This is a genomic window from Streptomyces sp. NPDC048142 (assembly GCF_043202835.1).
Taxonomy (GTDB): Bacteria; Actinomycetota; Actinomycetes; order Streptomycetales; family Streptomycetaceae; genus Streptomyces.
In genome coordinates, this window is the sequence record NZ_JBIDBC010000004.1 from 299,583 (window position 1) to 320,272 (window position 20,690).

Sequence of the window (20,690 nt, forward strand, 5' to 3'; positions counted from 1 at the left end):
ACCAGAACGTCGCGCGTCCCCGCTTGACCCACCTGTCAAAGACCACTCACCCGAAGAGGCAAACGTGCCCGAGTACTACTCCAGCATCGGCGAGGCCGTCGGTGCGGCCATGCAGCACAACATCCGGCTCGCCCACCGCAGCGCGGCACCGGGCTCCAACAAGCCGCTGCAGGTCAGGGACCTGCCCAGCGCTTCCGCCGATCCGTACTCGGTCCGCGGAATGATCTCTCGCCTCCACGAGGACGCCTCGCCCGATGAGGTGGCGGGCATCATCGAGGAGGTCAACGGCGCACTGGTCGGGGCTCTGCCCGAGCTGACCGACCTCGTCGCCTCTGCCGCCGACTGGACTCGCGCCCGTCTCGACTTCGACGACCCGCATCACCATCCGACTTTCGAGACGTGGACACGACTGGCAGCCGCGTACGGGATGCTCCAGGACGTCCGTGAGCAGTTGGAAGTCGCCGAGGACGGTCTCGCTGCCTATCCCGCAGAGCGCACGGACCCCCGGCACCACCAGATGGTCAACGTCTTGCGCAGCCGGGAGTTGCTCGACGACGTCCTCGGTGCCGAGGCTGCTCCTGTGCCGTCCGCTGCCCAGAACGTCGATTCAGACCGGCAGCGGGCGGCCCGCGCCTCCTCGCCGCGCGCCGGAACATCGCCGTCGACCGGCAGTCCGCCGGCCACCGCAGCACCTCCGCCCGCGCCTCGTTCTGCCGGCCGACCCCGCTGAAACGTTCCGCCTCAGACGTCCAGGAGTACCCCCATGTTCTGCACGAGAGCCGAGCGCGCCCCGCCCCTGCCCGCTCGCACACCCAAGGAACCGCCGTGCCTTCCCCGCGCACCAGCGCGCCCTCGACCACCACTGGGTCGGACGCGCTCCTCTACCTCCTGTTCGGCATCCTCGGCGCCGCCATGGCCTTCGGCTCCCTGGCCTGGCTGACCGGAAATCTCACCAACACCTTCGTCGGGAGCGGGACATGGGCCCCCTTCCGCATAACGGACGCGCTGCTGCACCCGGAGGTGCTGTGGCCGGCCCTGAGCACCAGCATGCTGATGGTCGGCGCCCGCGTCGTCCCCGCCCTGTTCACCGTTGCCCTGGTCGTCACCGCTGCCGTGCTGTGGATGCGGTGGCGTGCCGGGTCCAAGTCCGGCCTCGCCCGGAAGGCGGACCTGGCGCCGCTGCTGGACAAGGAGATCGTCGCCAAGGCGAAGAGCCTGCGCCCGAGCCTGGGCGGCCGGGAGAGTAAAAGAGGTCCTGCCCGCTGACCGCGGCATCCTGCTCGGCACCCTCGATCCCGGTCGTGCGGAGGTCCGCGCGTCCTGGGAGGACGTGATCGTCGCGATCATGGCCCCGCGTTCCGGCAAGACGTCCGGGCTGGCGATCCCCGCGATCCTCTCGGCACCGGGCCCGGTCCTGCTCACCAGTAACAAAGCCGCGAACGACGCCTTCACCACCACGGTGGACGCCCGTGCCGAGGTCGGCACGATCTGGACCCTCGATCCGCAGCAGATCGCCCACCACCCGCGCGAGATGTGGTGGGACATCCTCGCTGACGCCCGCGATCTCGCCGGGGCGAAGAGGTTGGCGGGGCACTTCGTGACCGCGAGCGTGGACGAGTCCAGCGGTTCCGACTTCTGGTCCACCGCCGCGAGCAACACCCTCGGTGCCCTCTTCCTCGCCGCCGCGTCCCACCGGCGGCCGATCACCGACGTCCTGGCCTGGCTCGCGATGCCGGCCGACCGCACCCCGGTGGACCTGCTCACCGACGCCGGCCACCATGCGGTCGCCGCCCAGCTCCAGGGCACCGTCTCCGGCGCGACCGAAACGCGCGACGGCATCTATGAGACGGCGAGGCAGTACGCGAGCTGCCTGCTCGACCCGGACGTCGCCGCCTGGGTCACCCCCAACGACGACCTTCCCGAGTTCCAGCCGTTCGCCTTCGCCACGTCCCGCGACACCTTGTACCTGCTGAGCAAGGACGGCGGCGGCAGTGCGTCCGCGATCATCGCGGCGGCGGCCGACGCCGTGATGCGCGCGGCCGTGATCGTGGCCGAGCGCTCCGGCGGGCGACTCGACCCGCCCGCCCTTTGCGTCCTCGACGAGGCGGCGAATGTCTGCCGCATCTCGGACCTCCCTGATCTCTACAGCCACCTGGGCAGCCGAGGCGTCATCCCGATGACGATCCTGCAGTCCTACCGTCAGGGCCAGCGGTGCTGGGGCGAGGCCGGTATGGACGCCCTGTACTCCGCCGCCACCATCAAGATCATCGGATCTGGCATCGACGACGCGGACTTCGCCGACCGGCTCAGCCGTCAGGTCGGCGATCACGAAGTCCAGACCACCTCGGTGTCGACCAGCGAGGGCGGCAAGTCCACCTCGGTGAGCATGCGCACGGAACGGATCCTTCCGCCGGACGCCATCCGCGCCCTGCCCAAGGGCAAGGTGCTGCTGCTGGCCACCGGCATCCGGGTCGCCATGCTCAACCTCAAGCCCTGGTACAAGGAGCCCTCCGCCAAGGTGGTCGGCCCGGCTTCCGCTCGCGCCACGAAGGCCATCACCGAGCGTGCCCTCGCGAAGAGCATCGGCCAGGACGATCTTGGACTGTCGGCATGAGCGCGCCCACACCACAGCAAGGGCGGTTGGCCCACGCTCCGGTCGTCCTGCGCGGTGGCCGGTGGTGGCTTGACGGCGGGGCAGGCTCGGTTCCCGCCTCCGATCCCGCCTTCACCGCCGTCCTGGACGACTTCGCGCTGTCGATGGCCGCTGCCGACCAGGCAGTCGCCAACCTCCTCATCCGGCAGGACGAGGCGCCCTGCGTTGATCCCGGAGGCCGGCGGTGAACCCGCTGATGAGCGCCGAGCAGGCGGTCCTCGGTGCCGCACTACTCGACCCCGAGCAGCTCACGCACCTGGAGTGGCTCGCTGCGGACCACTTCTATCGGCCCGTCCACCAGGCGCTGTTCGCCGCGCTCCGCAAGCTGCGCAACGACGGGCATCCCGCGCTCTCGGCCGCTGGTCCGTTGCCGCTGTCGTGGGTGACCGACGCGGTCGAGGAGGCCGGACAGCACGTGCGCGGGCTGACCGCGGCGTACGCTCACACCCTGATCCAGGCGTGTCCCCGAACCGAGCACGCCCCGGTGTACGGACGCATGGTGCTGGAGGGGGCGATTCACCGCACCGTCGCCCAGCACGCGATCCGTCTCCACCAGGCGGCTCGGGCCGACGCCGTCCAGGGCGAGGTCGAGGGAGCCTTGCGCACGGCGGACGTCCTGACCGGCGTACTCACCGACCTTGCACGACGCTGGGGAACCGATCCTCGACCGGTCCCACCCACCGCTGGGCCCTCTGCCGCCACGGACATCCCGCCTCCGGCGCAGAGCGGCCAGGTCGCCGAGGACGAGCGCTTCCTCCTGGCCGTCCTCGCCGAACAGCCGGGGGCCATGGGCGAGGTGGTGGCCTGGCTGCGGCCGGGAGACTTTGCCGACGCGACCCACGGGCAGCTCTACCGGTGCCTGGGCGCGCTGCACCACCGGGGCGAACCCATCGACCGGATCACCCTGCTCTGGGAGGCCCAGCGACGCGGTCTGCTGGCCGACGGCACTGTGTCGAGCGAGCAGCTGACCGCCGTCTGCGAAGGCATGGTCCCCGGAAGCGCTGACTGGTTCGGACAGCGGGTGATGCGCTCCTCCGTCACCCGCACCGCCGCCGCCTCCGCGCGAGCCATCCGGACCCTGGCCCAGGACGAGGTTCTGGGGCCCGGCCGGCTGATCAACCACGCCATGCACGAACTCGGTCCGCTCGACGAGGTACGTGCCCGCTGGTCCACCGCGAACAGCAGTCCGGCTCCGAAGGCCACGGCATCCGCTCCGTCGGCGGCCGAGCCGCCGTCCGACCGAGTGAAGGCCGCCCGCGCCCGCAGCACACCCCGCCCAGGCGCGTCACCCCCAGCCCCGGCCAGCCGTCTCCCCACGCTGTCAGCAGCCCGACCACCCTCGCGCGGCCACCCGTGAGGCCCCCTCCCCACCAGCCTCTTCTGCCCCTGGAAATCGCCTTGATCTACCCCATCTCCGCAGCCGCGCCGGACCTACGCACCACGGCCCCGTGGCTCGCCGCCCCGTTGATCGGGTCTCTCTGCTCGGGGTACGGCGGCCTCGACCTGGGTGTGCAGTCCGCGCTCGGCGGCACGCTCGCCTGGCATGCCGAGGTCGACCCGAACGCCTCACGCATCCTGGCCCGCCACTGGCCCGGCGTCCCGAACCTGGGCGATATCACCGCCGTCGACTGGTCCACCGTCCCCCGGGTGTGCGTCCTGACGGCCGGCTTCCCCTGTCAAAGACGTCTCGGTCGCCGGCCGCCGGGCCGGACTCAACGCCCAGACCCGCTCCGGGCTCTGGCTGCACGTCGCCCGTGCGGTCGCAGCCCTCCGACCCTGCCTGGTTGTGATCGAGAATGTGCGCGGCCTCCTCACCTCCCCCGCCGGTTCCCCTGGCGACGTGGAACCCTGCCCGTGGTGTCTGGGAGACACCGCAGGTCAGCCTGCTCTGCGGGCACTCGGTGCCGTACTCGGATCCCTGGCCGACCTCGGGTACGACGCGAAGTGGCTCGTGCTTCGCGCCTCCGACGTCGGGGCCCCGCACCGCCGCGAGCGGACCTTCCTCGCCGCATGGCCCGCCGGGCACTCTGCTGAAGACGCCGACCAGCAACATCGGGAAGAACGGCGGCAGCCAGCATCCATCGAAGCGGAAGAGCGGGGGGCACGGTCCGAACCTGGCCGACGAGGTCGAGTGGCTGCTGCTGCCGACCCCGAAGGCGTCGGACGGAATCAAGGGTTCGCCGAACCAGCGGCACGGCAATGGCGACATGACCCTGCCCAGCGCGGCTGCGTCTCTGTTGCCGACGCCGAGGGCCAGCAACACGGGCACCCCGGGCCACCGCCCCGGGAAGGGATGGCGGCCTCCCTTGTCGGCGGTGGTCCTGCCCCTCTGGGCGGAGGAGACGCCGGAGGCGGGGGCGCGGACCGGCGATGGGGAGCGTACGGATCCGCCATCACCCGATGGGAGAGCCTCACCCGCCCGGCCCCGGCCCCCACGGACGGCGCCGGTCGGCTCCGCGCGGACTTCGTGGAGTGGATGCAGGGCCTCGACGCCGGCTGGGTCACCGCGACTCCGGGGCTCGGACGTCCAGCGCAGCTCACCGCGCTCGGCAACGGCGTCGTCCCACAACAGGCTTCGCGCGCCTTGCAGTTGCTGGCACCACCCTTCCCCCGCTGTCCCCGCTGCGCCGACCGATAGCGCTCCACTACCGCGATTCTCCGGCCGGACCAAACCGCTGATTCTCCGGATCCTCTCGGGCATGTCGCCGTCTCACAGATGGAGCACACCCCCATGGCCGACACCAGCCAGACCTCCCCCGGCCCCGAGCCGTACCGCGTCCCCGACGCAGACCTCGACGACCTCGCCAGCACCCTCGCCAAGACCATGGCCGAGGTCAGGCAGCACGGCGTCATCCTCGACCGCCTCGGCTCCGAGCCCGAATCCGGCGCCATCCAGCCGCCGGACGGCGCTTCGGAAGCCGAGGCGGCTGACGGGAAGAAGCGCGACGGCCCCACCTCGGTGTTCATCCTCGCCCTGGGCGGCAAGGAATATGCCGTCGAACTCGCTGCCCTCAGCGACTGGGTGAACTACCTCTTCCTGCCGGTGTACGGCCGGGAGATCAGCACGAGCCGTCCCTGGTGCGCGCACTGGCACGAACACCCCGAGGCCGTCGCCCGGCTCCACGCACTCTGGCTCGCCTGGCAGCAGTTCACCGACACGGAGGCCGGCCTGTCCGGCCCCTCGACCTGGCACCGCGACCACCTGGACCAAACCCTGGCGCACCTGCGTGCGCCCGACGGACCGTTCGCGGCCTGCACGACCAACGCAACCCGCCCCAATCACCGGGTGCTGGCCACCCCGGCGCCCGAGCAGGCGGGGGCGGCGGCATGAACGACATTCTCGACTTCGGCCTCGACGCTCTCTCGCCAGTCGACGACGACTCCGAGGAAGCGATGGAGGCCCTCTGGACTGGCGACTTGACGGTGCTGTCCCAGCACCACACCACGCCCAACGGTTCGCACAGCTTCGTCCTCGCCCACGACCGATCGGTCGCCTGGGGGATACCCGGCGAGCCACAGCTCGTTGCGATCGCAGTCGCTCGGGATCTGCGGCAGTCCGCGTTCACGTTCGAGACGAGTCACCACGCCACGGCGTCCTTCGCACAGAACTGGCTGGCAGAACGCGGCTGCCCGCTCGAACGGATCGCACTGCGCGGTGGCGACTACATCGAGCCCGCCGACGACCTCACCCTCCAGGTGAAACAGCAGATCCAGAAGTCGGGCACCCGCTACGAGGTCCTCGACACCTACACCTCCGACGACAACCCCAGCGAGGCGTGGACACTCGTCAACGACTCCCAGGCCACCCAGGCACCGGTTCGCCTCTTCTACGAGGAGTGGAACCACGATGCCGGCACGTACACGATGCGCGAAGGCGCCTTCCCCGACGTCGGCGTCGCCCAGACCTGGCTGGACGAGCGCAGCGAACCGCTGCCCGAGCCTCCGGAGTACAGCGACCACAACGGTGCTGTCGTCCGGGCCCGCATCGCCCGCATCGCCCTTTCCCGGTCCGCCGGAACCTCTCCGACACCACAGACCGGGCTCGACGCGCCCCGCGCGACAGCGGAGGCACCGGTCCAGCGCGCGGTTCAGGGGAGGCTGCTGTGAGCCACGCCCGCTTCGCCTTCGCCGCGCACCCTGACGCCATCGCCGACCTGCGGGAACTCCCGCCCGAGATGCGCGATTTGGCCTTGTTGGAGCTGCAGAACCTGGTCCACGGAAGCGACGACTGCTTGCCGTTGAAGGGCCGTCTCGCCGGCTTCCACAAGGTGTACGTCGACCCGGAGGTCTCTTACCGGCTGGTCATCCAGTTCCGTCAAGCGCCACCGACCTCGACCCACAAGCGCGAGATCTACCTCGTGGCGGCTGGCAGCCGGAAGGACTACGCGGTCTACCGCGCGGCCCACCTGCGGACTGGCCCCCAGCAAGGGGTCGGCCCGGACTCCGCCACGGAGGCCCGTGTGCAGGCCGCCCGGTCTCGCTCGACGCTCACCACCGAACGGCCGACAACGGGCCGCGCGGCTGCCCCGTCACCAGCGCCGCCCTCGGCCGCTGCTTCTCGAAAGGTCGCCCAGCGATGACCAACGACCGTACTGCGCTGACTCGTTCAGAGCTGGCGGACCTCCTCACCGAGGCCGCTCAGAACGTCGGCGGCATCCCTGCCGCCGAGTACCCGACGGCTGCCGCCCGCTCCTACCTGCATCCCGTCTTGGGTCCGCTGGCCGCTGGGCCCCGCGTGATCACCGAGCTGAACGACCGGTTCGAGGGCTTCGTGGCCACCGAGCCCCGCCCTGCTGGTTCGGCGGGCCTGTTCGCTCTGGCCTCCTACGCCTCCGCGCTGGGGTGGCTCACCGAGTCGTTCGCCGAGCTGACCTCCTCGGTCGATGAGATCTGTACCCGCGTGGGCATCCCTACGGAGCCTTGCGCTCCGATCGTCGCCGCGCCCGGTGGTACTGAGCGGGACGACGAGTTCGACTTCGCCTTCAACGCACTTGAGTTGGAGGCGGTCCGCAACGCAGCCGAGGTGGCCGGTCTCGCGCCGGACGACTACGTCGAGGTTCTCTCCCAGTCGCTGCTCGCCGCCGCCCGGATCACCGACGCCTGCATGGAGATCTCCAGCGGCTTGCTCGATGACGCCGATCTCCTCAGCGAAGTGAGCGACCGCCCTCGGCTCGACAACGATCCCGGGAGCCTGCCCGCTCTGGTCCGCTCCCTGCTCGCCCGGATGGAGGCAACGGAGTGAACCCGTACGACGCAGACACACACCCTGGGCCTTATCTCGTCGTCGAAGTGCTCGGTGTCGGGGATGTCAGCGTGCACGCCCTCGCACATGGTCCGGAGGAGCCGCTGCACCAGGCCGCTACACGCGTCATCGAAGCCGCAGCGGCGTTGGACGAGCGACACGAGAGCGTGCTCAACGCGGTCCAGCGCGCTCAGCGGCTGCTCGAAGGCACTGGTCGGGGTGAAGGCGGCCGAGCCCAGGTGTCGTACGCGCTGCTGCGGACAGCACTCCCCGAACTCGGAGACGTTCTGGCGCAGCAAGACCGGGCGTACAGCCAGCTCGTCGAGTCCCTGTCCGCCTACCGCCGGCTTCTTTCCTCGCCCGAGCCTGCTCAACGCGCGACCAACAGGAGCCACGGGCAGGGCCAGAAGACGCGGCCCCACCGGGACGACGACTGGGCCGTTGCCGGGGGGCGCGGGCTGGTAGCCCTCGAAGCGGTTGCGGCCGGAGGTGTTCGCTTTCGTCGCAACGCGATCGGCGAGGACCCGTACATCTCGCGGGGGAAGGCCCAGTGGCAGGACCCGGCGATCTTCCCGCAGACCGTGCAGCGGCTGGTCGCCGACGGGCTACTGCATCAGGACATCACCGAGAACGTGTACCGGCCCGGCCAGCTCCTCTCGCTCACTGCGCAGGGGGAAGCCGCCCTGCGGGATGGTCGCGCGACGACCTCCCGGGTGTCCGCCGCCCTCGGCCGCACCACCACGCGGACCACGTCAGGCGCGCTCTCCGACCCGGCCGCCGTGCCCGTCGCCAGGACCTCCCTCGCGACCCCCCGCTCACGCTGACCTCATCCCGATAAGGACCCCACCATGGCTACCCCCGGCCTGCCTCCCACCTTCTCCATCGCTTCCATCGACGCCCAGCGCGTCGAGCAGGCTCTCGCCCGGATCGGGCCCAAGTGGACCACCTGGACCGCGATGACTCTGGCCCAGGTGAACGGCCCCGTGCGCGTCCGCGACGTTGCTGCGCAGCTCCCCTTCGTCAGTGAGCAGTTCGTCGGCAAACGGCTGGCCACGCTGCACGCTGACGGATTGGTGATCCGCGAGGACGACCGGCGGGGTGCGCCGTACCGGCTCAGCGCGCTCGGCACGTCTCTGGCCCCCGTCCTCCGCACGGTCTCGGACTGGTCCCGCACCCACCTGACACAAGAACCGATGGCCGAAGCCGAGCGTGTCGAGGACGCGCTGCGCCGCCTGCATCTTCGGCACTCAACTGCCGTGATTCAGGCCCTCGATTCGGCTGACGGCCAGATGCGGTTCGTTCACATCGCCGAGGCGGCCGGTCTGGACAACGGCCTCGCACGGCAGCGACTTGTCCGGCTTCAGGCCGATGGCCTGGTCACGCGGACGGGCTCCCGGCACGGAGACCCGTACGTGCTCACCGATGCCGGCCAGGCGTTGGGGGCCGTCTACGCGAGTGTCGAGCACTGGAGCCAGCCCTTCGCGCTGCGAGGTGGAACAGCGGCACCGCGTCCGACAGCGGCAGCCACGCGCACCCACGTCGGCATTCCGCTGGGGGCGGGAGCCGACAGCGCCCGGACCGCGGCGGCCCTACGACGGAGCGCCGCCGCGTCGAACGTCATGTTCAGCCACGCGCCTCAGCCGGAACCGCGGGTGCCGTCGGCCGTGACCGCCCAGTCGGCACCGGGCCGGGGCCGGGGCCGGTGACGGGGGTGAGAACGAGAGGCCACTCGCCGCCACTACGGCATCCGCGTGCGCTCCGGCGGCTCCCGCCGCTGCATACGCGGATCCGTTCTCCTCCTTCGCTTCCGGAGACTCGACCATGTACGCCCCTGATGACCCGACCCGGTACCAAGAGGTACTGGTCAGCCCCATGTATCTGGCTGGTTCCAACGGGACCGGCGAGGCTGGCTTCGCGCCCGTCGCCCACTGGCCCCATCAGTACCTCGATGAGGGCCCCTGCCAGCTCCTCGTGACCTCTCCCGACCAACGGATTCGGATCGGCTGGTTCGGCGACGACTTCGAACTGTGGAAGATCAGCGCAGCTGAGGACGCCTTCTCGGCGCCTCGCTGGACGGCGACGTTCAACCACGTCACCCCGGCCGAGATGGCCGCCGGCCTCACCGCCGCACTGGTCCAGGACTACGACGAAGCCATCGCCTCCGACACCCCCGGCCGCTTCTTGACAGGACCAACCGTCCCCTGGAGGGACACCGTCCGGCCGCTGACCGATGCCGGCTGGAACCTTGACGGAGCTGCTGAACTCGGCACCGTCGAGATCATCGCTCCTGACGACCAAGCGGGCATCCTCATCGATCGGCGCGGCTACGGCTCCGACCGCACGACCGTCGAGCTGTGGGCTGGCCCGCCGGGCTGGGGCACTCGTGCCGAAGCGACGTTCACGGCCCGCACCCCGTCCCACTTGATCGCCGCAACCGCCGCTGTGATGGCGAAGTCGACCCCGGTGGTCCGTGAACGCCACCAAGTCGACCGGCGGATGCAACACCTTGTCACGATGACCCCTGTCGCTTCGGCCACGCCGATCGCCGAGGCTCAGGTTTCGCGCGCTCCGACTCCGCTGGACGTACGCCGCACCGCGGTCACCCAGGCCGTACACCGTGCCGCGCGGGCACCACGCACAGCAGCCGACCTCCGGGTGATGGCCGCGCAGAGCCGCTCCACGGGGGCGGCGCAGAAACGGACGGGACACCCCCCGCCCGCGACCTCTGCCCGGCTGCCGGCCAGCTCGCCGACGCCCCGGCGCGGACGCTGACTCCCACCCCAGGCCGCACTCCACTCGCGACCGTCCCCGCCCAACAGGAGTTCCACCATGCCCACCACCACCATGCTCGACCAGGCCACGGCCATGATCGAGAACGCCTGGGGCCAGCCCATCGAAGCTCTTGAGGTCCTAGGGGTCCGCCGCCCCAGCGAGGACCCGCTCCTGCGCTGTGCCATGCACACCCGCGCGGCCCTGGCCATCACGGATAGCGCGGTAACTGTTCACCAGGACCGCCTTCACGCCCTGTCGCGGCATGGGTACGTGCCTGACTCCTACGAACTCGACCGGATCACCGAAACGGCGGTCAAGCTCCGCGTCGCCCACGCGGAGAGCCGTGCGTACCTCCAGGCGATCCGGCGCGTGGTGGAGGCTCGGGAGGCCGCCGCACCCGAGGTTGAGGCTCCGGCGGTTCGGCTGGCTCAGGCCGCTGTCGCCCGCTCCGGGAAGACGCGGCACGCCCCGGGGGCCGTGCCCGAACCGTCCTCTCCGGCGGCGGTCGTAGGGCCGTCAGCGCCCACAACGGGGCCCCGACGTTGAACGCTTAGCTCCGATTCTCGTCGCGGGGGCCCTCTTCGGCCCGGGGGCCCACCGCGCGGGCCAGCTCCTCCACCGTCAGCTCCACGCGCCGCCCTTCGGCGACCCGGCGCTCGACCGTCTCCTCGTCCGGCCACTGGTCGGGCTGTGCGCCGACTCCCCACTGGCCATCGGCGACCATCGCGATGTCGCCCACGGTCCACGGCCGTCCGGCGGCGCGGATCTTGCGTTCCAGTCCGGCGCCGTCCCAGTGTCTGCTCGCCTCGGCCATCCCCTGCTCCCCTCCACCGACGTGCGGTCCCTCACCGCAACCCAGGTACGACAACCGCGGTCGCCGATCCATTCCCGTCCCGCCGACCGCTCGCTGGTGGTTTCCAGTTCGCCCACGGCAGACGGCATCCCCGGGAAACGACTACGCACTTCGGCATGCTGCATGCCAACGTACGGGTGTCGGGAAAACCGCAGGTCAACGAAGGGATCGTCCAACCGTGAACGCCTCTGCCACCCTCCTGCCCGCCGTCGTCCACCCCGCCGTGGAAGACCGCCACTGGCTCTCCTCCGACCACTGCGCCGCTCCGGTGCTCGACCTCCTGGACGCTCTCGGCTGGACGATCGCCGAGACCCCGGAGGCCAATGTCCACGCGACCAGCCCGGACGGCGGCGTCTACGTCGGCTGGCTCCCCGAAGACCCCTCCGCCTGGGCGCGCGAGATCGTCTGGCGCGTCCAGGTGCTGCCCGCCGACGGCGAGGTGTGGGTCCAGGAGTTCGGCATCCACACCCCCTCCGAGGCCGTCGCCGGATTCCTCGCCGCCCTCGTCACTCACTCCTCGCACTGACCGCCGAACCACGGGGCGGGCCGACGACGGCCCGCCCCGTTCACCGCGCCCGTCCCGGCGGACCGGCCGCTCCTCTTCTTCCTGACCGAAAGGCATTGAAATGACCGTCTACTCCGATGACCTCGTGAGAATCGCGAACCACGTCGTCGGCTCCGGCACCGCCGTGTTCGCGGCCTACGACGCCTTCACGGATTCCGGCATGGCCTCGCGCGGCATCCCCCAGGTCTGCTGCGGGGTGCTGCTGCTGTACACCGCCGGGATCTTCCAGGACCACCTCCGCCGCCGCGACACCCGTGTCGTCGCCTACCTGTCCGGCAACCCCGACGCGCCCCTCTCCAGGATCAGCGCCGCCACGGGGCTGAGCCAGGAACGGGTCGCCAGCTCGCTGCAGCGCCTGCACGCCGACGGCCTGGTCGTCTCGGAGGAAGGCGCGGTTCCCCTCCCACGTCGCTACCGGCTGACCTAGTGGCTCCACCGTCGGCAGCATCTCGCAGACCACACCAAGGGCCCGAAGGCCCTTCGCGACCTGCTCCGCCTCGACGCCCTGACGATGTCCCCGCCAGTCCTGCCCCGTCCGCCCATACCGCTCTCGGAGGTTTCCGTGCCCCAGTATCTGACCGTCGGCCACCTGCTTCGCCAGCTCCTGGAACTCGACCCCAACCTGCCGGTCCGTCTCGCCGTCAACCCGGACTTCCCCTTCGCCCACTTCGTGGGGGCCGAGGTCGTCGTCCGCGACGGCAAGGCGTACATCGCCGATGACGGTCAGGAGGACTACCTCCCGGTGGGGGCGCGCGATGCCCTCACCTGGGCTTGATCGCTTCCCTACCACCACGGAGGCTTCCATCTCGTCCCTCTCGCGACCCGCGCCTCGTCTCGCGCTGCACGATGTCGCCGTGCGCCCCATGCCGTTCGGCGTGCACAGCGCGCTTCTCCAGCGCATCTCCGCCCGCCCCGACGGCCCCCTCGACATCACCTGGCTCGCTGCCGAAACCCCTCAACTTCCCCTCGGGCGCATCCGGCTGCGCTGGGAGCCCGCCTCGCGCAGCGGCTGGGACGTCATGGCGTACCTGGGGCTGACCACGGCCGAGGTGCTCCTCGGTTCCTGGCCCGCCGCCCCGGATGACTGGCCGCGCCTGATCCGTCCGACCCTGTACGAGGTGACCGGCCTGTGCGCCGCCCTCTCATTCGCGACCGACGCACTCGACCTCTCCAACCGGCTCTCCGGAGTCTGACCGAGGACAGCCGAAGGCCGCCCCATGCCGCTCAGGCAGGGGCGGCCTCGTCGTGCGTCTACCCGTTCGTTGCGTACGCTCGACCTGACGAAGGAGAACACCATGGCCGACGACCAGAGGCTCTGGGGATACCCGGAGGTCGCCGCCCACCTGGGTATCAGCGTCGGCGCGACCCGCAGCCGCAAGAGCCGGGGCAGCCTGCCCTCGCCCGACGACGACAGCGTTCCGGACCGTCCCCGCTGGAAGCCGTCCACGTTCCAGAACTGGAGACCGGTCGGCCGGGGATTTCGCAGCGACCTGCACAGCTCCCCCCGACAGGAGACCACCCCGACCGACTGACCGAGCGGGTGCTCACCCGTAGGCTGCGGGCATGACGCCCGACTCGCAGATGCCCTCGCCCCCGTTCCCCTCGACCGACAACGCCGTACTCGGGTTGATCGTCGGCGGAGCCATCGAGTCAGTCCGTAGCGGCGAGGCCACTGTGGAGGAGGCCATCCTGCATGCGGCGGTCCACGGCTGGTATGAGGGACACGTCCAGGGTGAAGACGAATGCCCGGGGTGCGACTTCCGGGGAGGGCTGGCGAAGGACAGCGCACGCGGCTGAACCTCACCTGCACGCCGAAGGGCGCCACCGACATGCCGGTGGCGCCCTTCGGCGTTCCGTCTGATGCTCGCCTACTCCAGGTAGATGCCGGCGAATACGCCGTCGAACCCGAGCGCAGTCAAGCCCGCCTCGACACTCGGGTAGGTCGTCCCGTGCGGGCCGCCGACCAGGGCATCGAAGTCGGCGCGACTGATCTCGGGCTCGAGCCACTGGTTGCCGCACCGGCAGCGGACCCAGACGTTGCGCCCGTGGTTGATGAGCAGCCAGTCGCGTCGGGCACGGCAGGCGGAGCACATCACGGGCATGCCGCCGAGAGCGAGTTCGCGTGAGTGGCCGACGCAGCGAATTGCCCCGGGGCCGTCGGCCGACCGCGTCTCGGCCTGGAGCTGCAGCAGGGGGTCGGTACCAGTGGGCAGGACGGGTGCCGGCTCCGTGGTGCGGGTGGTGGTTCTGAGCACGAGCGTCATCTCCCGGTTGTCGGTCCTGTCTTCATCCGTAACAGCCGGTGGAACCGGCTGTCCATACATTTCGCGGCGTCCGCTCGGCCGGTCGTCTCCGTCCGGTTCGACGTGGTCAGCGACGTGGCGAGCGGCGGTTGGGGTCTTGAGCAGTTCCGAGCGGTACGGCTGCCGTCGCGTTTCGTTCACTGGTGCGGCTGCTCGGCGTAGTGGCCTGGCGGGTGGCGGCCTGCGGACGACGGGCACTGTCACCCGGGTGTGCCGGGAGCTGGGCGATGCGCCGCAGACGCCAGACCAGGACGTCGTTCACGTCGTCGGCGCTGTCGAGTTCGCGCATGTCGATGGCCTGGCGCAGGAGGGCTTCGGAGTCATGGCCTGCCCGCTCGGCCTGGGCGAGGGTGGCGACCAAGGCGTCGGTCTTCGCTTCCGTGCCTCCTGCCCGTACGACCTTCTCGGGCAGGACGGCGCGAAGGGTGGCCTCGTGCATGAGGCGCTGGGCGTCAGGAAGGGCGCGGCCTTGGTCGTGCAGCATGCGCATCGGGGTGGCGGCGGCCTGGCGGTAGGCGGTGCGTAGGTGCGCGGCGGCTTGTCGGGAGGCGTGGGCCTGCTGGGCGTGTCCGCGGGCGGAGTGCCAGCGGGCGGCGGCGAGGGTGACGAGGACGAGGGTGGAGACGAGCATGGCGGTGGTGCCGCCGTCCTCGCCTCGGCCAAGCGCTCCGCCGGCCTGGACAATGCCTCGGGCGGCTGAGCGGAGGGCTCGGGTGTCGGCGCGTTCGGCGCGGACATGACTGCGGGTCGCCCGTTCGAAGGCGCGAGCTGCGGCGGCCAGCTCGGTGCGGGTGGTGGCCGGTGAGGTCTGGGCCACTGCGTCAAGGAGTTCTCCGACGCCGACGAGCTTGGGGGCGGCCTCGCCGTCCTCGTCGCGTTCCAGGAGCGTGGCTGAGCGCTCTGCGATGACGGTGGCGTTGCGTCGTTGACGGGCGGGCGGTGACCAGTTAGTCCGGTCAGCGCCGACCGCGGGAGCGCTCGGCTCGACGGCCCCGTCGGTGAGGCGAAGGCGGATCTTCGGAAGGGAGAGGTCGGGGGCCAGTTTGGAGCCGGGGTACCAGACCGGGGCTCCGTCGCGGTTGCGGTCGCCGGGCAGGGCCACGTTGTAGCCGAGCGCGTCACCGGACGGTGCGTATCGCAGCTTCACCCGTACCCCCGCTTCTCGGAGCCGCGTGAAGAACTCCTCTTCCGAATCCGCTCCCGCCACGGCTCGACGAACGGCCTCGCGGAGCGTCTCGCGCGAGGTCTCCGGGCGGCCGGTGCGCTCGGCCTTGAACTTCTCGGCGCTGCTGGGGTTCTTCGCTGCGGTTCCGTCGCCCGCGTTCAGGCGCCGCAGGCCCATCTCCTTCTCGATGCGACGGCATTCGGCCTGGGCCTTGTTGAAGTCGTAGTTCAGGCGCGGGTTGCGCAGGTCACCGCGTACGAGGGTGGCGACGATGTGGATGTGGTCTTCCGCGTGGCGGACGGCGATCCACCGGCAGCCGTCGGGGTCTCCAGCCGGGGCGATGCCGGTGGCGTGGACGATGCGCTGGGCGACGGCGTTCCACTCCTCGTCGTCCAGCCGCCGGTCCCCGGGGGCGGTGCGGACCGAGCAGTGCCAGACGTGCTTGGCGGGTGCGCGGTCGCCGGCCTGCTTGACCCGCAAATCCAGGGCGGCGGTGAGCCGGGCGAGGGTGACCTTCGGGTCGGGGTCGAGGCCGGTGTCGCGGCCGGGGTCGGGGGCGAAGCCGTCCCAGGAGCCGACGAGGTGTGCGTCGGTGTGCTCCTCGCGCCGCCCGGGGCCGTACAGGTAGACGAGCAGGCCGTGGGTGCGGGAGCCGCGTCCGATGTCGGGAACCATCACAGCCGCCGGGTCACCAGGTCGTTCGCCGCGTCATCGACGCGGGCGAGAAGTCCGGTCAGTGCGCTCAGCGCGTGTTCGAGTTCACCGGCGCGCGGCTGGCCACCGCTGTTGAGGACGAAGGCGATCTGGTTGATGTTGTTGCCGATGCGGGCCAGCGCGGTGCGCAGAGCGGCGAGTTCGTCGATGGCGGTGTCGAGCTGGTCGTTGCTGTGCACGGCGGCGCATCCGCGGGCGGCGCTCAGGCCGGAGGCGGCGAGGAACCGGGCGACGGTGACGCCGCGCTTGGTGGCGGCCTCGGCGATCTCGGTCTTCTCGGTGTCGGAGAGGCGGGTGGTCGTCTTGCGGGTGCGCTCGCTGGGGTTGCGGGTGCGGCGGCGCGGTTTGCGGTCGGGGTAGGCGGGCGTGCTCGGGCTCGGCTGCTCGCGGTGGTCGTCGCGGTCGGCTTCTCCCCCGGTGACCGGCGCCCCCTGGTGCCGGTTGCCCGGCTGGTCCCCGTGCGCCCTCGCTCGGGGACCAGCCGGGCTTCCCCCGCCCTCCTGGGCGGGGGCAAGTGCGTACGTCGGGCCGTAGGACCGTCGTACGCGATAGCTTGCTCCGCCAGGAGCCGTGGTGGGGTCACGCTGATGTCCAGCGGAGGTGGCCGCCGGGTCGTTGGTGTTCACCGGCTCGTCTCCGGGTTCTGCTGCTGGATTTCGCGGACGAGTTCCTCGATCCAGTCCATGGCCAGGACGGGGTGGTGCAGGGTCCAGGGCCGGTCGTGCTGCTCGCGTTGCACGATCCAGGTGGTGTCGGGGCCGGACTGGGCGCGGTGGAGGTGTCCGTGCTGGTGCAGGACGGTCAGCCAGGAGTCGACTTCGGCGGGCGTGGCCGGGTGAGTGCGCATCGGGTGCTCTCCGCTTCTGCTGTGGCGGGGTGTGTCGGTGACATGCGGAGTGGGTGACCGGCCGGGGTGACCGGTTCGGTCACCCACTCCGTGGAGGTTCGGTCAGGGCCGGGAGGAAGTGACCGGCTGGCGGTGCTGCTCACGCAGCTGCGCCATCAGCGCGGTCAGGGTGTCGCTCGACAGCGGGATCTGCTGACCTCGGATCGCCTGGGCGACCACCTTGCGGGTCAGTTTGTCCTCGGCCCTGACCGCCGACCGGGCGATCGCCAGCAGCTCCTCGGTGTCCGGGTCAGGACGCCGGTCACCAGTCGGCCGAGCGGCCCGGTCAGTGACCGGCGGCGAGGTGACCGGCGCGGCACTGACCGCCGCCGGACTGTCCTGGTCATCACCGACCGGGGCCGCACTGCTGGGGCGGTCAGTGACCGTCCTGCCCTTGTCCGCCTGTCCCGGCAGGTCAGGGGCACCGTGGCTGCGGTTGTGGTGATCGGTGACCGACTGGCCGCTGGTCGCCGGGATCGAGTCTCCGGTCACTGACCGGGCGGCGGTGCCCTCGTCGGTCGGGGACAGCGGCAGCCGGTCGGTCAGAGCGGTGACCGACTGACCGGACTTGACCTGACCGGCCGCTGACCGCTGCTGACCGGCTCGGTCGGTCCGGGTGACCTCGATAGCGTCACTGCGGTCGGTCTCACCGAGGTGACCGGGCTGACCGAGGTTCTGCCGGCCAGAGTCCTCGACCGGGCCCCGGGCAATGAGGATGTAGAGGTGGACCGCTCCGGCCAGTGCGAGCGGGGCGATGGTGGAGAGCACCGCGACCACCGCGTCACCGAGTTGGAGGCCGGTGCCGGCGACCGTGTCCTGGTTGATGCGCACCGCGTGGAGTGCGTTGGCCCAGATGCTGGCGGCGGTGGCCGTGCCGAAGAGCGTCCAGACGTAGAGCCGGGCGCGCAGGGGTGCGTTGCGCAGGACCAGGAGGGCTCGGATGCCGTAGGCGATGAACCCGTCGATCACCAGGGGGAACAGGTAGGTAAGGAAGCCTCGGATGTGGATGGCCACGGCCATTTGCTGCAGGGCGTCGTACGACAGCGCGCACCCCGCGCCCCCGAGCGCCACGACAGCCGCGCGGTCCCACCCGGATATGTGCGCCGTCTTCGACGCGCTTGCGATGTTCATGCCGCCGTCCCGAAGTCGTCGCGGATCAGGCGCTCGCCGCTGGTCTCGGGGGGTGTGGTGTTCGTGGTGGGCTGGTTCAGGGTTCGGTTGCGCTCGGCCCGGCGGATCTCGCGGTACCGCTTCTTGGCGTGCTCCTCGGTGACCTTCAGAAGCCAGGCCAGGCGCTGCTCGCTCACCCCGTGGCGGTAGGCCGCGTACTCGACCGCGCGGCGCTCCGTGTGGGTGAGGTGCACGTCACGTCCGGCGATGGTGGCATTGACGCGGCTGTAGTCGAGGCGGCTGGCGAGCTTGTCGTGCAGCGGCCCGCGCTCCTCTTCCGTCAGGCCGCCGCGGATCCCGTCGGTGTCACCCCCTTCGAGAGCGGCGTCCAGGCAGGTGCGCCGGACCGGGCACTGGCCGCACAGGGCCTTGGCCGTGGCGATCTTGGCGGTCTCGTCGGGTTCGGGGAAGAAGACTTCGGGGTCCACCGGGTTGTACTCGGTGCTCTGGCAGACGGCGTCGGCCTGCCAGGTCTGGTCGCCGAGCTGACGGTGCTGGGCGGGGCCGTTCATCGTGCTGGTCATGCGGGGTGCTCCGATCGCTCTCCGCGCGCAGGGGCGTCGGCGAAGAGGTGCGCTGGCGGTAGGTGCCCGGGGGGGACGGCGGTGCGAGGGCGCGGTCCGGCGGGGTGGCCTGTGGAGGGTCAGGCGGCGGCGCTGTGGCGTCTGCGGTCGACGGCCTCGAACTCGACTCGGGTGGTCATCTGAGCGAGCCTGCTGGCGACTCGGTCCCCGAGGTAGGAACGCAGGTCCTTGATCGCCAGGTTGGTCGTGATCAGCGTGGGGAGTTCGTAGTTGTACCGCCGGTTGATCAGCCGGTACGTGATCTCCTCGACCCACTCGCTGGCCTTGGCCGCGCCGAGGTCGTCGATGATCAGCAGCGGGCACCGGCTGACGGCCGCCAGCTCCCGCTCACTGTCCACCCCGGGCCGGGGGCGGAGATCGGCGTAGAGGTCGGCGGCGGTGGTCGCCCGCCAGCGCGCGCCGACCCCGCTCTGCACCAACGCGCGGACCGCGCCGTACGCCTGGTGCGTCTTGCCCGCGCCGACGACCCCGGCCATCAGCAAGCTAGGGCCGGTGGTGACCTGTCGTCGGGCTCCTCGGCTGGGGGCGACGGCCGCGTCGGTGACCTTCCGGACCCACTCCAGGACCGTGGGGTGGTCGGCGACAGCCGCTTGATAGCGCGGGGGCATCCCGGCGAGCAGAGCGTCCAGCGGTGAGAAGGGCTCGGCGTCGTCCGGCAGCGCGGCGTCCACCGGGTCAATGTTGCGGGCGGCCAGGATCCGGGCCATGCGCTCCAGCGTGGCTTCGTTGCCGAGGAGCTGGGGTTCGCGGTGACGGGTGTGCATCACAGCTCCTCGGCGTAGGCGGCAGAAGCGTTGGCCGGGTTGGTCCACGCCTGGTGGGCGGGCACGTTAGGCCGGATTCCCGGCCGCGCCAAACCGCCGGGGCGAGCGTTCATCGCCTCGTTGACCATGCTGGTCAGCACGCTCGGGTGCTTGGGGTTGGCCGTGAAGTTCGCCAGCCCGGCTCGGATGTGCGCCGGTGCGATGCCCTCGTCCAGGAGCTTCTTGATGATCCGGCCGAGGTGCCCGATCACGTCGCTCGGGGGGCGCTGGTCGCACCCGGCGACGTACTCCCCGACGAGGTCCTTGGCGGAGATGCCGGCTGCGGGCGCTGTGCGCCCCGTAGGGACAAGAGATCCAGGATCCAAGATCCTAGATCCAGGCGCCGAGCCTTCGGGGAGGCTTCGGGGAAGGTTCGGGGAGCCGCCAGATGCAACCCTCTGACCTGCACTTTTAACTCCGGTCCGCCCGGGTGCGCTGCTGGCTCCATCGGCGGCGTCCTGCCGGTCGGCGCTTGGCCCGTCTGCCTGTTCCGACACCGTCGAGGAGGGTGCGGCGGGCAGATCGAGGGCTCGGGGTGCCCTCGCCGAGGTCTCAGCGAGTCCTCGCGAAGTGGTGGGCGAGCCGTTCCCCCGCCGGGAGCAGGAGCCCTTGCAGGGGGCGCACCGGTCGGCAGCCTGGTGCTGCGGGCACGAGGGCAGGCGCGACTGGCTCGGCTTGTCGATCTTCTGATGCTCGGACCAGGTCACGATGTGGAGGTAGAGGCGGCCGTCGCATCCGGTGTATCGGCAGATCAGTCCGGCATTCGCGAGCTGGTGGAGGTCGTCTTCGACGTGGACCGAGGTGTGCTCGGCGCGCAGGGGCCAGAGAAGCCCCGCGATGATCGCGGCGTTGTCCCGGTGGCGGCCATGGTCGTCGGCCTGGGTGAGCAGGCCGAAGAAGGTCCGCTCGGCCGCCACGGTCACTTCGGCGAGCGACTCGGACGTGAACGCCTCCGGCTTGACGGTTCGGATCCGGGCCAT

28 protein-coding genes and 2 pseudogenes are annotated in these 20,690 nt (G+C 70.9%); 21 read left to right on the forward strand and 9 right to left on the reverse strand.

Features of this window, described 5'->3' with window-relative positions:
* The first annotated feature begins 64 nt into the window (after positions 1 to 64).
* From ACGF2Y_RS08175 to ACGF2Y_RS08245, 15 genes and pseudogenes are all read left to right on the forward strand, one after another.
* Positions 65 to 730: a hypothetical protein gene (locus ACGF2Y_RS08175; RefSeq protein WP_211040217.1), complete on the forward strand. Its 666-nt coding sequence runs from the start codon at positions 65 to 67 to the stop codon at positions 728 to 730.
* A 95-nt stretch (positions 731 to 825) separates the two neighbouring features.
* On the forward strand, positions 826 to 1,266 hold the full coding sequence (locus ACGF2Y_RS08180) for a hypothetical protein (protein ID WP_096624751.1): 441 nt from the start codon (positions 826 to 828) through the stop codon (positions 1,264 to 1,266).
* Positions 1,267 to 1,345: 79 nt separating this feature from the next.
* Entirely contained in the window at positions 1,346 to 2,614 is a 1,269-nt protein-coding gene (locus tag ACGF2Y_RS08185; RefSeq protein ID WP_236073046.1) for a type IV secretory system conjugative DNA transfer family protein, read from the forward strand.
* Positions 2,611 to 2,841, forward strand: a complete 231-nt coding sequence (locus ACGF2Y_RS08190) for a hypothetical protein (protein WP_165684135.1) — start codon at positions 2,611 to 2,613, stop codon at positions 2,839 to 2,841. The genes ACGF2Y_RS08185 and ACGF2Y_RS08190 overlap by 4 nt, the downstream gene beginning before the upstream one ends.
* Positions 2,838 to 4,010, forward strand: coding sequence for a DnaB-like helicase N-terminal domain-containing protein (locus ACGF2Y_RS08195; protein ID WP_216814862.1), 1,173 nt, complete (start codon positions 2,838 to 2,840; stop codon positions 4,008 to 4,010). The genes ACGF2Y_RS08190 and ACGF2Y_RS08195 overlap by 4 nt, the downstream gene beginning before the upstream one ends.
* A 152-nt stretch (positions 4,011 to 4,162) precedes the next feature.
* Positions 4,163 to 4,264: pseudogene (locus ACGF2Y_RS08200) on the forward strand (DNA methyltransferase); the annotation flags it as partial.
* 121 nt (positions 4,265 to 4,385) lie between these two features.
* Positions 4,386 to 5,291: pseudogene (locus tag ACGF2Y_RS08205) on the forward strand (DNA cytosine methyltransferase); the annotation flags it as partial.
* 93 nt (positions 5,292 to 5,384) lie between these two features.
* On the forward strand, positions 5,385 to 5,984 hold the full coding sequence (locus ACGF2Y_RS08210) for a DUF4913 domain-containing protein (RefSeq protein ID WP_211042645.1): 600 nt from the start codon (positions 5,385 to 5,387) through the stop codon (positions 5,982 to 5,984).
* Positions 5,981 to 6,760: a glycosyl hydrolase gene (locus ACGF2Y_RS08215; RefSeq protein WP_211042644.1), complete on the forward strand. Its 780-nt coding sequence runs from the start codon at positions 5,981 to 5,983 to the stop codon at positions 6,758 to 6,760. The genes ACGF2Y_RS08210 and ACGF2Y_RS08215 overlap by 4 nt, the downstream gene beginning before the upstream one ends.
* Positions 6,757 to 7,233 carry a type II toxin-antitoxin system RelE/ParE family toxin gene (locus tag ACGF2Y_RS08220; RefSeq protein ID WP_211042643.1) on the forward strand — a complete coding sequence of 159 codons (477 nt, stop codon included), beginning with the start codon at positions 6,757 to 6,759 and terminating at the stop codon, positions 7,231 to 7,233. The genes ACGF2Y_RS08215 and ACGF2Y_RS08220 overlap by 4 nt, the downstream gene beginning before the upstream one ends.
* The gene (locus ACGF2Y_RS08225; RefSeq protein ID WP_211042642.1) at positions 7,230 to 7,895 is read left to right on the forward strand and encodes a hypothetical protein; all 666 of its coding nucleotides are present in this window, start codon (positions 7,230 to 7,232) and stop codon (positions 7,893 to 7,895) included. Before ACGF2Y_RS08220 ends, ACGF2Y_RS08225 begins: the two co-directional genes overlap by 4 nt.
* Entirely contained in the window at positions 7,892 to 8,719 is an 828-nt protein-coding gene (locus ACGF2Y_RS08230; protein ID WP_211042641.1) for a large ATP-binding protein, read from the forward strand. The genes ACGF2Y_RS08225 and ACGF2Y_RS08230 overlap by 4 nt, the downstream gene beginning before the upstream one ends.
* Before the next feature lie 24 nt (positions 8,720 to 8,743).
* Positions 8,744 to 9,601 carry a winged helix-turn-helix transcriptional regulator gene (locus ACGF2Y_RS08235; RefSeq protein ID WP_211042640.1) on the forward strand — a complete coding sequence of 286 codons (858 nt, stop codon included), beginning with the start codon at positions 8,744 to 8,746 and terminating at the stop codon, positions 9,599 to 9,601.
* A gap of 115 nt (positions 9,602 to 9,716) precedes the next feature.
* Positions 9,717 to 10,667: a DUF317 domain-containing protein gene (locus ACGF2Y_RS08240; RefSeq protein ID WP_211042639.1), complete on the forward strand. Its 951-nt coding sequence runs from the start codon at positions 9,717 to 9,719 to the stop codon at positions 10,665 to 10,667.
* A 57-nt stretch (positions 10,668 to 10,724) separates the two neighbouring features.
* Positions 10,725 to 11,213 carry a hypothetical protein gene (locus ACGF2Y_RS08245; RefSeq protein WP_392944115.1) on the forward strand — a complete coding sequence of 163 codons (489 nt, stop codon included), beginning with the start codon at positions 10,725 to 10,727 and terminating at the stop codon, positions 11,211 to 11,213.
* Between the two features lie 4 nt (positions 11,214 to 11,217).
* Here ACGF2Y_RS08245 and ACGF2Y_RS08250 read toward each other — a convergent pair whose 3' ends face one another.
* Positions 11,218 to 11,481 carry a hypothetical protein gene (locus ACGF2Y_RS08250; RefSeq protein WP_392944117.1) on the reverse strand — a complete coding sequence of 88 codons (264 nt, stop codon included), beginning with the start codon at positions 11,479 to 11,481 and terminating at the stop codon, positions 11,218 to 11,220.
* 217 nt (positions 11,482 to 11,698) lie between these two features.
* Here ACGF2Y_RS08250 and ACGF2Y_RS08255 point away from each other — a divergent pair, with 217 nt between their 5' ends.
* The 6 genes from ACGF2Y_RS08255 to ACGF2Y_RS08280 all read left to right on the forward strand — a co-directional run bounded on the left by ACGF2Y_RS08255 (position 11,699) and on the right by ACGF2Y_RS08280 (position 13,882).
* Positions 11,699 to 12,046: a DUF317 domain-containing protein gene (locus ACGF2Y_RS08255; RefSeq protein ID WP_392944119.1), complete on the forward strand. Its 348-nt coding sequence runs from the start codon at positions 11,699 to 11,701 to the stop codon at positions 12,044 to 12,046.
* Between the two features lie 124 nt (positions 12,047 to 12,170).
* On the forward strand, positions 12,171 to 12,512 hold the full coding sequence (locus ACGF2Y_RS08260; protein ID WP_392944121.1) for a winged helix-turn-helix transcriptional regulator: 342 nt from the start codon (positions 12,171 to 12,173) through the stop codon (positions 12,510 to 12,512).
* 135 nt (positions 12,513 to 12,647) lie between these two features.
* Positions 12,648 to 12,860: a hypothetical protein gene (locus ACGF2Y_RS08265; protein ID WP_093761009.1), complete on the forward strand. Its 213-nt coding sequence runs from the start codon at positions 12,648 to 12,650 to the stop codon at positions 12,858 to 12,860.
* 88 nt (positions 12,861 to 12,948) lie between these two features.
* Positions 12,949 to 13,278, forward strand: a complete 330-nt coding sequence (locus tag ACGF2Y_RS08270) for an esterase (RefSeq protein ID WP_392944298.1) — start codon at positions 12,949 to 12,951, stop codon at positions 13,276 to 13,278.
* Between the two features lie 102 nt (positions 13,279 to 13,380).
* Entirely contained in the window at positions 13,381 to 13,617 is a 237-nt protein-coding gene (locus tag ACGF2Y_RS08275; protein WP_093760979.1) for a MarR family transcriptional regulator, read from the forward strand.
* 31 nt (positions 13,618 to 13,648) lie between these two features.
* Positions 13,649 to 13,882 (forward strand): hypothetical protein, encoded by a 234-nt coding sequence (locus ACGF2Y_RS08280; RefSeq protein WP_056704973.1) that lies wholly within the window; start codon positions 13,649 to 13,651, stop codon positions 13,880 to 13,882.
* Between the two features lie 71 nt (positions 13,883 to 13,953).
* Here the strand turns inward: ACGF2Y_RS08280 and ACGF2Y_RS08285 are convergent, their stop codons facing one another.
* The 8 genes from ACGF2Y_RS08285 to ACGF2Y_RS08320 form a co-directional block, all read right to left on the reverse strand.
* A complete protein-coding gene (locus tag ACGF2Y_RS08285) occupies positions 13,954 to 14,349 on the reverse strand; it encodes a hypothetical protein (protein WP_392944124.1) in 396 nt (131 codons plus the stop codon).
* Between the two features lie 106 nt (positions 14,350 to 14,455).
* Positions 14,456 to 16,228 (reverse strand): relaxase/mobilization nuclease domain-containing protein, encoded by a 1,773-nt coding sequence (locus ACGF2Y_RS08290; protein WP_392944125.1) that lies wholly within the window; start codon positions 16,226 to 16,228, stop codon positions 14,456 to 14,458.
* The gene (locus ACGF2Y_RS08295; protein WP_392944127.1) at positions 16,228 to 16,893 is read right to left on the reverse strand and encodes a plasmid mobilization protein; all 666 of its coding nucleotides are present in this window, start codon (positions 16,891 to 16,893) and stop codon (positions 16,228 to 16,230) included. Before ACGF2Y_RS08295 ends, ACGF2Y_RS08290 begins: the two co-directional genes overlap by 1 nt.
* On the reverse strand, positions 16,890 to 17,114 hold the full coding sequence (locus ACGF2Y_RS08300) for a hypothetical protein (RefSeq protein WP_382472258.1): 225 nt from the start codon (positions 17,112 to 17,114) through the stop codon (positions 16,890 to 16,892). Before ACGF2Y_RS08300 ends, ACGF2Y_RS08295 begins: the two co-directional genes overlap by 4 nt.
* A 102-nt stretch (positions 17,115 to 17,216) precedes the next feature.
* Positions 17,217 to 18,284: a DUF2637 domain-containing protein gene (locus ACGF2Y_RS08305; RefSeq protein ID WP_392944130.1), complete on the reverse strand. Its 1,068-nt coding sequence runs from the start codon at positions 18,282 to 18,284 to the stop codon at positions 17,217 to 17,219.
* On the reverse strand, positions 18,281 to 18,847 hold the full coding sequence (locus ACGF2Y_RS08310) for a WhiB family transcriptional regulator (protein ID WP_109180474.1): 567 nt from the start codon (positions 18,845 to 18,847) through the stop codon (positions 18,281 to 18,283). The genes ACGF2Y_RS08305 and ACGF2Y_RS08310 overlap by 4 nt, the downstream gene beginning before the upstream one ends.
* Positions 18,848 to 18,966: 119 nt before the next feature.
* Positions 18,967 to 19,671, reverse strand: a complete 705-nt coding sequence (locus ACGF2Y_RS08315) for an ATP-binding protein (protein ID WP_392944132.1) — start codon at positions 19,669 to 19,671, stop codon at positions 18,967 to 18,969.
* Positions 19,671 to 20,690 carry a hypothetical protein gene (locus ACGF2Y_RS08320; RefSeq protein ID WP_392944134.1) on the reverse strand — a complete coding sequence of 340 codons (1,020 nt, stop codon included), beginning with the start codon at positions 20,688 to 20,690 and terminating at the stop codon, positions 19,671 to 19,673. The genes ACGF2Y_RS08315 and ACGF2Y_RS08320 overlap by 1 nt, the downstream gene beginning before the upstream one ends.